Below are 13,407 nucleotides of genomic sequence, written 5' to 3'. Positions count from 1 at the left end.
CGTGCTTTGCTGGCCTAAGGCCTCGTGCGGCGCAAATCCGGAATCCTGGAATTCGATTCTATCCATTGTGCTGCTTGCGGATTGATCCAGTTAGCGACAAGAGACAGGGCGCCCTGCACTCGATCTAGCGCAGTATCTTCGAATTTCAAATTAGGTTTAACTATTGGCTCGTGATGTGCACAACGGTTTCGCAAGGTATAGATGACATCGACTTCGCATCTGAAATCCTGTAATGACGGCACGCCGATATGAGTTGACCTCTTTGTGGAGTTTGACTGGGGAATCGCATGTAGAGTTTTCTGGACCAATGGCCAGATGGTGGATGAGTAGGTATTGGTAAAAAGAAATCTCCAGAAATCAAAACTAAGCTCTGCGATAACTCGACCTGGTGGTGGTGATGTATTCCTGGCGGATCCGGCACGACGCTCAGCTTTTCGAATGGACTTCTTAGCCTGAGCATTGAACGGGATATCCGTATTCGTGTACCACTGATGTCCGTATTTTGAAGACACCGCTAGATCGACACAGTTACGGAGCAGTACCTCGACGTGCTGAATATCTTCGAGGAAGGCTTTGGTGATGCGTGTGTTCCAAAGGTAGAGAGCTTCCGGGTCGGAGTGGAAACTGTAGGTTTTCATCCGTTCTGGTGAAAACCACCTATCCAGGTTGTTTCCTGCGTTGCCGTTGGATTGCATACGTTTCAGTGTTAGGATTGCATTGAAAGCCCCGGAGCGATCCCTGCGTTTTAGACGTACATCACCGGGGTTATTGATTTTCTACAGATTTATTGGGGGTAGCAGGGGAGGGGTAAGTAGTGGGGTGAATAGCCAAGGACGCCTTAGCCGCACGGCATGCGGCCTCGGGGAACAAAGGCTCCCCGATCCGCCAGCTGGCTTTGAGCCTCGCTACTTCACCTTGCCCAGGCGTAGGAAGACGGTCTCGCCGGTGGCATCCTCCAGCGCGTCATTATCCGTCACCGCGTACATCTGGCCATCCGCCGCGATGGTGAAGCCCTCCAGCTTCTCCTGCGTCCAGCCATTGGTGGCGCGTAGCTTCGGCAGCACGTCCACGGCTAGCTCCTTGTTCACCATCGGCAGCGCGAGACCGTTCGCGCTAGCGGCTGCACCCTCAGCACGGCCCTCAGGCAGCGTCACCTTCATTACGCGCTTGACCTTCGCATCCGGACCGTTCAGCTTATCGCGCTCGATCACCAGCAGGTGCTTATCGTCCAGCGCGGTGATCTCCGACAGACCCATCCAGTCGCCCTTGCCGGCCGACTTCTCCAGCTCGTAGCCGAACCACTGCCACTGCTTGGTCTTCGTGTCGTACTTGCCGATGCGCGTGGTGTTGTCGCCTTCTAGCGCCTCGCGGTCCTTCGCCTCCGGGTCCTTCCACAGCGGTCGCTGCACGGCGACGAAGAGCTGTTCCACGCCGTTTTCGTCCTTTGTGGAACTGACGCCCTCTAGTCCCCACTTGCCGATGTGCTCAGCCACGTCGGCAGGTAGTTCGACCGCAGAGGTGATGTTGAGGTCTTTATCGGTGTGGAAGAGACGGTTATCCTTGCCCTTCTTGCCCTCGGAAGCGATCCAGAAGCCCCCGTCGGCAGCCACGGAAATTCCTTCGATGTCCAGATCCTCAGCCGGGGCACCGTCACGCTTCACTGCGCGGCGTTCGGTGATCACGGCCGGCTGCTTGGAGGCATCGATCGTGTAAACCCAGCCGTTCGCGTACGCGGAGTCGGAGGCCGCGTACAGGCGGTTGGCGTCCTTCGGATCGGCGGTCAGAGCGCCCAGCGCACCCCAGCCGATCGGCGCATCGCCCTGGTCGGCGGAAACAATGGAGGGCTGGGATTCCTCGCCACCCAGACGATATAGCGTCACCGCGCTGCGCACGGCGTTGTCCGGCTCGTCGACCTCGCTGGATACAGCGAGCATGTTCCGCTCCGGGATCGGCAGAATGCCCTCCGGGCCGTTGGTGGTAAACAGCATCTGCACAAACTGCGGGTTCGCCGGATCGTTGACGTTGTACACGGCCACGAAGTTGGAGCGCTCGGAGCCGACGAAGGCGTAGTTGGTGCCGTTCATCTTGGCGGTGGCGATCCCCTCGATTTCCACGCCCTTCTTCTTGGCGCGCTTGTTGTTGTGCAGGCCGTGGCGGATGGCCAGGTTCTCCACGGAGTTGCCGGCATCCCAGACGATCTTGCCGCTGGCATCGAAGACGGTCCAGCCGCGGGTGCCACCCTTCCAGTCGCCCTCGTTGGCGGTGGCTACGTGGTTATCGTCGATCCAGGCGATGGCGTCCGGCTCGCGCGGGGTGGCGGGCAGGGTGTCGGTGGGGTTGATGATCTTGTCGGACTTGGTGTCCACACCCTTGACCTCGGCGCTGCCTGCACTGAACACGTTGGTGATGCGGTTGGTCTGCAGGTCGATGAGGGCCACACCGTTGTTCTCCTGCAGGGTGACGGCCAGCTGGTTCCTGCCGTTGATGCTGACGTACTCCGGCTCCAGGTCCTCGGGGGTATCCAGCCCGGCCTTCTTTACTTCGTCCAGCAGCTTGCCATTTTCGTCCTCGAAGCGGATCGGGGTGGCCTTCCAATCCTTGGCATCCCCGGACAGGTCGATGGTCTGCACAAAGCCGGTGGGCAGCTGCGGCAGGTTGCCGTCGTTTAGCTCCTCGTCGCGCTGGTTCTCCATGGCGATGGCGGCCTTGGGGCTACCCGGCGCGCCAGCGGGGGAGATGGCGATGGAGTCCGGCTGTCCCTGCAGGTCGATGGAGGAAACGCGGGTGCGGTCTGAGACCCGCACGATGTCCACGCGCCCCTTCGGGTTGGCAAAGTCCCCGCCCGTCTCGTCGATGACCACCAGCAGGTAGTCGCCGTACACGGCCACGGAGGTCGGCTCGTCCTTGGCGTGCCCCTGTGCCTTCAGGTCCAGGGTGCCCAGGCCCTTCGGAGCGTTCGGGTTGCTGATGTCGATGAAGCCGATGCGCTGCGCCAAGGCGTCTGTGTGGATTAGCGTCTTGCCATCCTTGGAAACTGTGGAGATCTCCGCCACCGTCTCCGCGGACTTGTCCTCACCCTCGGGGCGGTTCTCGTACACCGGGTAGGTCGCAGTGCGCTCGAAAGTGGACTGTGCGTCCGGGGTGCCTGGCTTGCCCGGCTTGCCCGGCTGCAAGGAGCCAGCAGGTCCGCTGGAACCGGGTGCGCTGGAACCAGGTAGGGATGAGCCGGCAGTAGACCCAGCAGAAGACCCAGCGGAGGAACCGAAGCTGGAGGATCCCAGGGTGGAGCCGACCACGGTCTGCGAGCCGACCGTCGCGTTAGCCGCGGGGACTGCTGCGAAGGGAATTACCGCCAGAGCCAGAGAAATCCCTGCGACCTTACGCTGTGCACGCTGGGATACCGAGTTTTTGAGGTTGTTGAGCTGCATGGAAAGCTGCGCCTATCTACTGCGAAATGTGAATAAAACCACACATATATTTCCACCTCTTTTTTGCGTGCGGTTTAAGACAACATGACCGCCAGGTAAACACCTGGCGGTCACTTGCAGCCCACTGTGCCGGCTACTTCCTAGGCCACTGCGCAGACCCCTGCCGTTCAGCGCATCGCAGTCCCGCTACTCGTCAATCGGCGCGGGCTCCAACTTCCAGACTTCCGTGGCGTAGTCGCGGATCGTGCGGTCGGAGGAGAAGCGCCCGGACTCGCAGATGTTCACCCACGCCTTTTGTGCCCAGCCCTTCGGGTCGGCGGCGTAGTCGGCGGCCATGCGGTCGCGCACCTCGCGGTAGTCCGCGAAGTCACCCAGCACGTAGTAGGTGTCGGAGGCACCCTCGCCGTAGCCGTGGATCAGGGACTGCTTCAGGTCATAGAACCAACCCGTGAACTCGTCGTGCAGGGTGCCGTTATCCAGCGCATCCAAGGCGCGCTTGAGGCCGGGCACGGATTCGTACAGCTCGTAGGGCTTGTAGTCCGCGCGCAGCTCCGGCAGCTCCTCCTCGCGGGCGCCGAAGATGTAGGCGTTCTCCTCGCCGACGGAATCTACGATCTCCACGTTCGCGCCGTCCATGGTGCCCAGCGTCAGCGCGCCGTTCATCATGAACTTCATGTTGGAGGTACCCGATGCCTCTTTGCCCGCGGTAGAGATCTGCTCCGAAACATCGGAGGCCGGCAGGATGTGCTCGGCGGGGGAGACGTTGTAGTTCTCCACGAACACGACCTTCAGCAGCGGGGAAACCACCGGATCGTTGTTCACCAGATCCGCAATCGCGTTGATTAGCTTGATGATGGCCTTCGCCCGCGTGTAGCCCGGCGCGGCCTTCGCGCCGAAGATGACGGTGCGCGGCGGCAGGTCGCGCTGGTGGTCCTCCTTGATGCGGAAGTACAGGTCCAGCACGTACAGGGCATTCAGCAGCTGGCGCTTGTACTCGTGCAGGCGCTTGATCTGCACGTCGAAGATGGAATCCGGGTCGATCACCACACCCTGGCGCTCGGCGATCCACTCGGCAAAGTCGCGCTTGTTAGCGGCCTTGATTTCACGGAGCTCCTGCATGACGCTCTCGTCGGACGCGTAGCTGCGCAGTTCCTTGAGATTGTCGAGGTCGGTGACCCAGGCGTCACCACCCGAAAGGCGAGTAAGCAGCGCAGACAGGCGAGGGTTAATCATCCGCAGCCAGCGGCGCGGCGTAACACCGTTGGTCTTGTTGTTGAACTTCTCCGGCCACAGCGCGTGCCAATCGCCGAGGGTATCGCGCTTGATGATCTCCGTGTGCAGCGCGGCCACGCCGTTGATGGAGTACGCGGCATAGCAGGCGATCCACGCCATGTGCACCACACCGTGTTGGATCGGGGCCATTCTTTGGATGGTGACGCCATCAACGCCCTCCGCCGAGCGTTCGATGCGGAAGCGACGGTCGATCTCGGCGATGATCTCCCAGACACGCCAGAACAGCTGCTGGAAGATCTGCTGGTCCCACTGCTCCAGGGCTTCGGTGAGGACAGTGTGGTTGGTGTAGGCGAAGGTGTTGGAGACGATCTCCCAGGCTTCCTCCCAGCCCATGCCGTGCTCGTCCATCAGCAGGCGCATGAGCTCCGGGATGGCCAACACCGGGTGGGTATCGTTCAGCTGCACGGAGTGGTATTCCGCGAAGTTCTTCAGATCACCGTGGTGGGCCAGGTGGCTGCGGATCATCGCCTGCAGGGAGGCAGAGGTGAAGAAGTATTGCTGGCGCACGCGCAGCTTCTTGCCCTCGTAGGTTGTGTCGTTCGGGTAGAGCACACGGCAGATGTCGCTGACGCGCTCGCGCTCGATGATGGCATCGGTGAAGCGCTGGGAGTTGAAAGCGTCGTAGTCGAACTCCTCCCACGGCTCGGCCTTCCACAGGCGCAGGGTGCCCACGTTGTGGGTGCCGTAGCCGGTGATTGGCATGTCGTAGGGGATCGCGCGGACCTTCATGTCGTCGAAGTGCACGACCAGCTGGTCGGAGGCGCGGCGGATGGTGAAGGGGTATTCCTCTTCGCGCCACGGGTCCGGGCGCTCCACCTGGAAGCCGTTGTCGAAGGACTGGCGGAACAGGCCGTAGCGGTAGAGGATGCCGTAGCCGGTGACGGGGTAATCCTGGGTGACGGCGGAATCCAGGAAACAAGCCGCCAGGCGGCCCAGGCCACCGTTGCCCAGGGCGGCATCGTTTTCCACTTCCAGGACGTCAGTGAGCTCGTGACCGAGCTCGCGGGCAGCGGCCTGGGCTTCTTCCACCAGGCCGAGGTTGGTGAGGTTGTTCAGCAGCGCGCGGCCCATGAGGAACTCCGCGGAGAAGTAGTGCTGCTGGCGGGTGGCGTTGTAGGTCTGGCGGGTGCGTTCCCAATCGTCGGCGATGCGTTCTTGGATGCTGCGGGACAGTCCTGTCCAGAACTTACGGGTGGAAGCGTGTTCGGGGCTGGTGCCGGCGGCGGCGCGGACGTGGCCGCCAACGGTGGTGGAGTTCAGATCGTGGCTCATAGGTACTGATTCTATGGTGCCGGCGGGGAACTCGCTGGTCGGGCGAGGGGTGGGGGTTAAGGTTCTTTGGGCTGTTCTTTTGACGCCGATTCGGTTCGCAGCTGCGCGGCCTGTTCCTCGATGCGATCGTGGAGTTGGCTGAAGCCCTCCACCGCCGCGGAGGAGCGGGGCGGCACCTGGATGATGTTCTCGGAATGCAAACCGGCCTGCAGTTCGCGCGTGCGGGCGATCTCCGCATCCAGCTTCACGCCGAGGAGTAGGAGGGAATTGCTGATCACCAAGCCGATGAGGCCGACGATGATGCCGCCCAGGGCACCATAGAGGCCCACGGCACCGAAGTTCTTCAGATAAACCTGCAGTACCAGGCCCACGATGGTGATGCTGATTAGTGCGAACAGGGAACCAACTGTCAGCCACCGAATTCGCCCGAAGCGCACGTTGGGGGCGCCGTTATAGAGGATGGCGATGAGTATCACCGCGACCAAGAAGATCACCGGCCAGCGGACGTATTGCCAGATCGGCAGGAAGTGCTCCAGGACGAAAGTGGTGAAGCCCTGCCAGTTCAGGGGTTCGGCGATCTTGTCCAGCAGGGGCCGGGCAATGTCCTCGCGCAGGAAGTATGCGCCTGCGATGAAGACCAGCCCGATCACCAAGACCAATGTGATTCCCCACATGGCCGCCCAGGTTCTGACGAGGCTGCGGCCCTCGCGCCGCCCATACATTTCGTTGGCCATACGGGAAAACGCGCGGACGTATGCGGAGGAAGAGAACAGGGCGAACAGCACGCTGATCACCAACATGGTGATGGATTGTTCCGTGGAGCCGATGACCGTGTTGACCACGGTCTGTGCATTGCTTTGGAAGTTATCGGGAATGTTCTCCGCGATGAACTCGTCGGTGAGGGACGTGACTTGGTCGCGGTTCTGATCGAGCACCAGCGTGGTGATTGCGTAGAAGGCCAGCAGGGTTGGCAGCCCGGTGAGCAGGGTGAAGAAGCTCAGCGTGGCGCCCTTGTCGAATAGTGCGTTGAAGAAGATCTCAAAGTAGAGGCGCTTGGCGATCACCTTCCACGTGGAGGGCTCCAGCCAGCGGTGTTCCCGCACAACCTCTGTGTGATACGTCCCGGAAGGAAGCTCCGGGGTCACCTGCCCACCGAGCGTGGGAACAATGCGTTCGTCGGCGGGGTGCTCGTCCGGGGAATCTTCAACACTCATCAGCTATTGAAGATACCTGGTGATAGGCGTTTTCTGTGGCAGGCCGCGGCGTGGGGGCGTCACAAAAATCGAACAGGGAAACGCGCCGGGCGAAGGGTTGTCTGAGTGCCTTCCTATAGTCGTGAGTGTTCCCGGGAAGTGCCGGGCTGATTGGACAGGAGATCGACGATGACCGATGCAACTACTCGCGCAGCAGTGGGCGCGCAGCTGCTGGATGTGGCGACCTCGCCGCGACTGCTGAGTGCCATAAACGTGGCGGCGTACGCGCACCGCAACCACACCCGCAAGGGCACTGACATTCCGTATGTTTCTCACATCTTCGGCGTTATGCACCTGGCCAGCACGGTCACGGATGACGAGGACGTGCTTATCGCTGCGCTGTTCCACGACATTCTGGAGGACGTGCCGGAGGAGTACTCCGAGGCGCAAATGCGGGAGGATTTCGGCGACCGCGTAGTGGGGCTGGTGCTGGGGGTGACGAAGGACGACAGCATCACTGACTGGCAGGAACGCTCCGATGCTTACCTGGCGCACCTTTCCGGCGCCGATGAGGGCTCCGTGATCGTTTCCGTGGCTGACAAGCTACACAACCTGCTTTCGATCCTGGCCGACTACGCCGAGATCGGTGACGAGCTGTGGGGTCGTTTCAACTCCGGCAAGGAAAAGCAGCAGTGGTGGTACGGTGCGGTGAGCGAGGTGGCGGCCAAGCGGATTCCGGACAACCCGTTGGTCGCGGTGCTGGAAGAGAAGGTCGCGGAGCTGCGTGCGCTGTAGGTGATGCTCCGGCGTGGCTGAAAAATGCCACGCCACCTGCGGATTAGGTAGGAAAAGGAACTACTGTGTAGAGTTACCTTTCGTTCGCAACGAACGAAACGAACGAACAATGCCCCGTTCGTCTAGCGGCCTAGGACGCCGGCCTCTCACGCCGGTAACACGGGTTCAAATCCCGTACGGGGTACAAAATTTTTTTTAGCACGGCTTTCGGGTCGTGCTTTTTTGTTTTTCTGCTCGGCTGGCTTGCCTCTGCGCTAGCTTGCCTTTGTGCTCTAGCTATCCGCCTAATCCCGCCAATCTACAGAAAAGTCCGCGAGTAGCTTCGTTAATCCGCAATGGGTGTGATGGAATTAACGAATGACTTCTCAAACAAACCCGGAGGATTCTCCCGCACCAAGCGGAGCCTCCACAGCAACTGCGCATTCTTCTAGCACACACCAGAACGAACGGACCTTCTTCGGCCACCCCTTCGGCCTAGCTAACCTCTCCGGCGTGGAGATGTGGGAGCGCTTCAGCTTCTACGGCCTTCAAGCCCTGCTTGCCTTCTACCTCTACTACTCCGTGGCTGACGGTGGCCTTGGCATGGACAAGGCCACCGCGACCTCCATCGTCGGCGCCTACGGTGGCCTGGTGTACCTCACCGGTGTGGCCGGCGCGTGGGTTGCCGACCGCATCCTATCCGCAGAACGCACCCTGTACTACTCCGCGGTGCTGGTCATGCTCGGTCACATCAGCCTGGCAGTTATGCCGGGCTACATCGGCGTGATCCTGGGCCTGGTGTTAATTGCTGTTGGCTCCGGTGCCCTCAAGACGACCTCGCAGGTGGTTCTGGGCGACCTTTACGATCGCGATGATCCCCGCCGCGACGGTGGCTTCTCCATCTACTACATGGGCGTGAACATCGGTGGCCTGCTCGGCCCGCTGATTACCAACGCACTGTGGGGTTGGAAGGGCTTCCACTGGGGCTTCGGCGCCGCTGCCCTGATGATGGCTATCGGCCTGGTGCAGTACACCCTCCTGCGTAAGCAGACCATTCGGGATGCCGGCCACGATGTGGTGAACCCGCTACCGCACAAGAAGTACCTGCCGGTATTCCTCGGCGCCGCCGCAGCGGTGGTCGTCTTCGTGCTGCTGTTCACCACGGGCGTGCTGGAGGTCGGGCAACTGTCCAACCTCACGGCGCTCCTGGCCGTCATTATTGCCGTGGTTCTGTGGGTGCAGATGTACCGTTCCAAGCTGGTCACGGATGTCGAGCGTTCCCGCCTGGTCGGTTTTGTCCCCATGTTCGTGGCTTCCGTGGCGTTCTGGTCGCTATTCCAGCAGCAGTTCACCGTGATTGCCGTGTACTCCGACGAGCGCCTGAACCGCAACCTCTTCGGCATGGAGATTCCTCCGGGCGTGGTGCAGTCCATCAACCCGCTGTTCATTATCCTGTTCGCTGCCGTGTTCGGCGCGATGTGGACGAAGCTGGGGGACAAGCAGCCTTCCTACGCCGCGAAGTTCTCTATGGCACTGGTTGTGATCGGTGGAGCGCTGCTGCTGTTCCTGCCGTTCGCCGGTGGCGGAGCGAACTCCACCCCGATGTGGGCCATGGTGCTGATCCTGTTCCTGTTCACCATGGGCGAGCTGATGCTGAGCCCCGTGGGTAACTCCATGGCCACCCGCTTGGCCCCGAAGGCATTCCCCACCCGTATGTTCGGCCTGTGGCTGCTGTCGATCAGCTTGGGCACGTCCCTTTCGGGTAGCCTTGCAGCCTTCTACAACCCGGAGGATGCCTCCGCGGAGCGGACCTACTTCGTCGCGATGTTCGCGGTGATGGTCGGCCTAGGCGCAGTGATGTTCCTGGCCCGCAAGTGGATCCTCAAGCTGTTCGTGGATATTCACTAGTTCCAGCTAGAGCATCCAGCCCGTCTTCACTCACCCCACGCGCACAAGCTCGTGGGGTGTTGTGTTGATGGGCTCTACCTTTTTGGACGCCACAATCACAATGTCCTCGATGCGTGCGCCCCACTGACCGGGGATGTAGATGCCGGGTTCGATGGAGAAAGCCATGCCCTCCTCGATTACGAAGTCGTTGCCGGCGATGATGTACGGCTCTTCGTGGCAGGATAGGCCGATTCCGTGGCCGGTGCGGTGGATGTAGTACTCGCCGTAGCCGGCTTCGTCGATGATGTCACGGACGACCTTGTCCACCTCGCCGGCCGTCACACCGGGCTTGGCGAACTCGAGCCCGGCCTCCTGGGCGCGCTGCAGCACGTCGTAGATCTTCTGCTGCTCGTCAGTGGGTTCGCCGACGACGTAGGTGCGGGTGCAGTCCGAGTGGTAGCCGCTGGCCAGGGTGCCGCCGATGTCGACAACAACCACGTCGCCGGACTCGATCACACGGTCGGAGTGGTCGTGGTGCGGGTCCGCGCCGTGCGGGCCGGAGCCGACGATGATGAAGTCCACCACCTCGTGCTCTTCAAGGATCAGGCGTTCCAGTTCCTTGGCCACGTCGTTCTCGGTCACGCCTGCGCGCAGCAGGTTCGGAACCTGGCGGTGAACCTCGTCGATGGCGGCGCTGGCGCGGCGCAGCTCGGCAAGCTCTTCATCGTCCTTGCGGATGAACGCCTGGGCGAGCACCTGAGTGGCATTCACGGTGGAAATGCCGCGGGACTGCAGTTCCAGCAGGTGGTCGGCGGTCATGGCAGCGCTGACGGCATAGGAGCCTTCGGTGATGTAGCCGTAGGGGTCTTCGCCGTCGTTCCACCCGATGATCTCCACACCGAGCTTGCCCGCCACGGACTTCTTCAGGTCAGCGACATCCACGCCGGGAACGATGATGCGGGTGGCGTCCTTAGTAAGAACCAGAGCCGTGAACCGCTCGTGCGTGGTGATCTTCGACGAGATCAGGTACTCCATGTCCGGACCGGGGGTGGCGATCACGCCGTCCAGGCCAGCCTGTGTGGCGATGTCGCGGACGGTGGAGAGACGCTTGCTAAACGTTTCGGTTGGGAAGAATTCACTCATGGCCACCAGGGTACGCCCCGGGGTTTGGGGGAGCGGCGGGGTGTGGGGTGGCTAGGGAATGAGTATTACAGGAGATAGCAATTCCTGCAGACAAAGCTCGTTTCGATGATTGCAGTTTCGGGAGCGCAGAGCCAGTTAACGATGACGGTGAGATACCTAACCAAGAAGATGCAGTAGAGAGGATGGATCTGCGCGTAGTCGACTTGGAAAAGATTGCTCGAAAACCAATCCATGGCCAAGGTGCACCGCGCAAGCAAGTTGATCGGCAGCCTGAAAATAGTGATGTGACCTGCGGAAGAAGCCCATCCCATTTGAATACCCTATTGAAAAATCGGTTAAAGAAGCCTCTAAATCTTGACGGAAAGATCGATTCGATCGTGGGGCGGTATTGAACAGGGAAGCGAGTCCTACGACAATAATGTCGATAAACTGCCTATCCTGTTTAGACAATCGCTTCAAGGCAGGCGTTTAAATAGAGAGCTGTTCACTATCCTGTGGCAGATCAAGGTGTAAACGAAGGTAGTCAAAGGGAAGAACAATGAGCGAGGAGCAAGACATTATCAACGAAGTTCCTGGCAGCAGCCCCGAGTTCCGTACCGAGCTGGCCGAGCAGATCGCCGATTTGGCACCCGAAGCGATTGCTGACGGCAAGATTGACGTAGAGAAACTCAAGGAGCTGCTCGAGGGCGACGCCTCAGACACCAGTGAACGCTTCGGCCTGTTCTGGCCTGGTAAGAAGCGTGCCATGCGCGCAGCGCAGACCCCGACAACTGCAACGCTTCGCCCGGATAAGGAAAACTCCAAAGACTGGGACACGACAAAGAACGTGTTCATTGAGGGCGATAACCTCGAAGTGCTGAAGATTCTGCAGAAGCACTACCACGGCAAGATCAAGATGATTTACATCGATCCGCCGTACAACACCGGCAAAGACTTCGTGTACCCCGATAACTACAAAGAGGGACTCGAGACCTACCTCGAGTGGTCTAAGCAGGTCAGCGAAGACGGTAAGAAACTGTCGTCGAACTCGGAGTCCGAGGGGCGGTACCACTCCAACTGGCTCAACATGATGTATCCGCGGCTGAAACTAGCGAGAAATCTCCTTACGAATAATGGATTGTTTCTTCTGAGTATAGATGACAATGAGTTTGACAATGCTTTCAAGATAATGGCTGAAATTTTCGGAGAGTCTAATCACATCGGCACGTTCTCTGTAACAAAAGCAGAAGGTGGTGGGCTGGCAAAGCAAGTCATTAAAGGGCATGACTATCTAATTGCCTTCGCTCGTAGAATTACCGATTTTTCACCATTGCTCCGGCCAAAGGAGATCCGTGGGAAAGTCGTCGAAATGGACGGGGAGGAGTACTGGATCCAAGATGATTGGTTGCGAAAAGAGTTCGGAAAGTACGGGTCGTGTCCCTATGAAGAAATTGTAGAATATCATGGCGAAGAAAAATTAGAGGAAGTTAACCGTGGACTTGAACAAGGCGACTATGTCTTGATACCGAAGGGAAACTTTCACATAGTTGGCAGACTTCGGAAAATTAGCGAAGATGGATCAAAGTTTTACTCAATATTGAAACATCTGAACAAGACCGGCGTTGAAGCTTTAGCCAGTTTAGATGGCATGGATCGATACTTTGACTATCCAAAACCTGTGACTCTAGTCCGGGACTTGGTTGAAGGTGCAACTTTCAAGAGTAAGAAGAATTCGGACATAGTTTTAGATTTCTTCTCCGGCTCCAGCACTACTGCTCATGCAGTGATGCAACTAAATGCGGAAGATGGGGGTAACCGCAGGCACATTCAAATACAGTTGCCTGAACCCACATCAGAAAAATCTAAGGCTCGGAAAGCTGGTTTCACGAGTATTTCTCAAATTTCTCGTGAACGTATCAATCGCGCTGGTGAAAAAATTAAGAATGATTACGCTGCAAGCTTAGATGAACGCTCCACTCAATTCGATATTGGCTACCGTTCTTACAAGCTCGCCGACACCAACTTCACCAAGTGGCGTACCGACTCTGACATTGACGCGACCCGACTTGAGCAACACCTGTTGGATCTACGTGAAAGCGCCGATGACGACGCGACCCCTGATGACCTTCTCACCGAGATTCTGCTCAAGCAGGGTCACTCGTTGGTCGAGCAGATTCGTGACCGCGATATCGACGGCCTGTCGTATAAAGCGGTGGTCCGAGTCGATGACGAAGACGGTGAAGAAGACACCCTGGTGCTCGCGTACCTTGACGAACACACCAAGCCGACCCTGGCGCAGCTTCGTGCAGCTATAGAGGTCAAGCCAGCCCAGTTCATCATGCTCGAGGATGCGTTCCAAGGCGATGACGAGCTGAAAACCAACTTGGCGCAAATCTGCAGGACCAACGGCATCGAGCTCTGGACGGCGTAAGGGATCA

Annotated in this window: 8 protein-coding genes and 1 tRNA gene; 4 read left to right on the top strand and 5 right to left on the bottom strand. The window is 59.2% G+C overall.

Annotated features, from left to right (window positions below):
* Positions 1–14: 14 nt before the first annotated feature.
* From L8V00_RS03655 to L8V00_RS03640, 4 genes are all read right to left on the bottom strand, one after another.
* Positions 15–695, bottom strand: coding sequence for an Abi family protein (locus L8V00_RS03655; RefSeq protein ID WP_080722665.1), 681 nt, complete (start codon positions 693–695; stop codon positions 15–17).
* A 210-nt stretch (positions 696–905) separates the two neighbouring features.
* Entirely contained in the window at positions 906–3,428 is a 2,523-nt protein-coding gene (locus L8V00_RS03650) for an esterase-like activity of phytase family protein (RefSeq protein ID WP_269944236.1), read from the bottom strand.
* 186 nt (positions 3,429–3,614) lie between these two features.
* A complete protein-coding gene (gene malP / locus L8V00_RS03645) occupies positions 3,615–5,993 on the bottom strand; it encodes a maltodextrin phosphorylase MalP (RefSeq protein WP_269944235.1) in 2,379 nt (792 codons plus the stop codon).
* Between the two features lie 56 nt (positions 5,994–6,049).
* The gene (locus tag L8V00_RS03640; protein ID WP_269944234.1) at positions 6,050–7,207 is read right to left on the bottom strand and encodes a YihY/virulence factor BrkB family protein; all 1,158 of its coding nucleotides are present in this window, start codon (positions 7,205–7,207) and stop codon (positions 6,050–6,052) included.
* Positions 7,208–7,375: 168 nt separating this feature from the next.
* On the opposite strand from L8V00_RS03640, the gene L8V00_RS03635 reads away from it, so the two are divergent.
* From L8V00_RS03635 to L8V00_RS03625, 3 genes are all read left to right on the top strand, one after another.
* Positions 7,376–7,981: an HD domain-containing protein gene (locus L8V00_RS03635; RefSeq protein ID WP_269944233.1), complete on the top strand. Its 606-nt coding sequence runs from the start codon at positions 7,376–7,378 to the stop codon at positions 7,979–7,981.
* A gap of 111 nt (positions 7,982–8,092) precedes the next feature.
* Positions 8,093–8,165 (top strand) — tRNA-Glu (locus L8V00_RS03630).
* Positions 8,166–8,338: 173 nt separating this feature from the next.
* Positions 8,339–9,868, top strand: a complete 1,530-nt coding sequence (locus L8V00_RS03625; RefSeq protein ID WP_269944232.1) for a peptide MFS transporter — start codon at positions 8,339–8,341, stop codon at positions 9,866–9,868.
* A 30-nt stretch (positions 9,869–9,898) separates the two neighbouring features.
* On the opposite strand, the gene L8V00_RS03620 is transcribed toward L8V00_RS03625, so the two are convergent.
* Entirely contained in the window at positions 9,899–10,990 is a 1,092-nt protein-coding gene (locus tag L8V00_RS03620; RefSeq protein WP_070487730.1) for a M24 family metallopeptidase, read from the bottom strand.
* A gap of 538 nt (positions 10,991–11,528) precedes the next feature.
* Between L8V00_RS03620 and L8V00_RS03615 the strand changes: the two genes are divergently transcribed.
* Entirely contained in the window at positions 11,529–13,400 is a 1,872-nt protein-coding gene (locus L8V00_RS03615; RefSeq protein ID WP_070487727.1) for a site-specific DNA-methyltransferase, read from the top strand.
* Positions 13,401–13,407: the final 7 nt, after the last annotated feature.

The sequence above is a fragment of the Corynebacterium evansiae genome, from assembly GCF_027570065.1.
Classification (GTDB): Bacteria; Actinomycetota; Actinomycetes; order Mycobacteriales; family Mycobacteriaceae; genus Corynebacterium; species Corynebacterium evansiae.
This window is presented reverse-complemented; position numbering and strand designations above follow the sequence as displayed.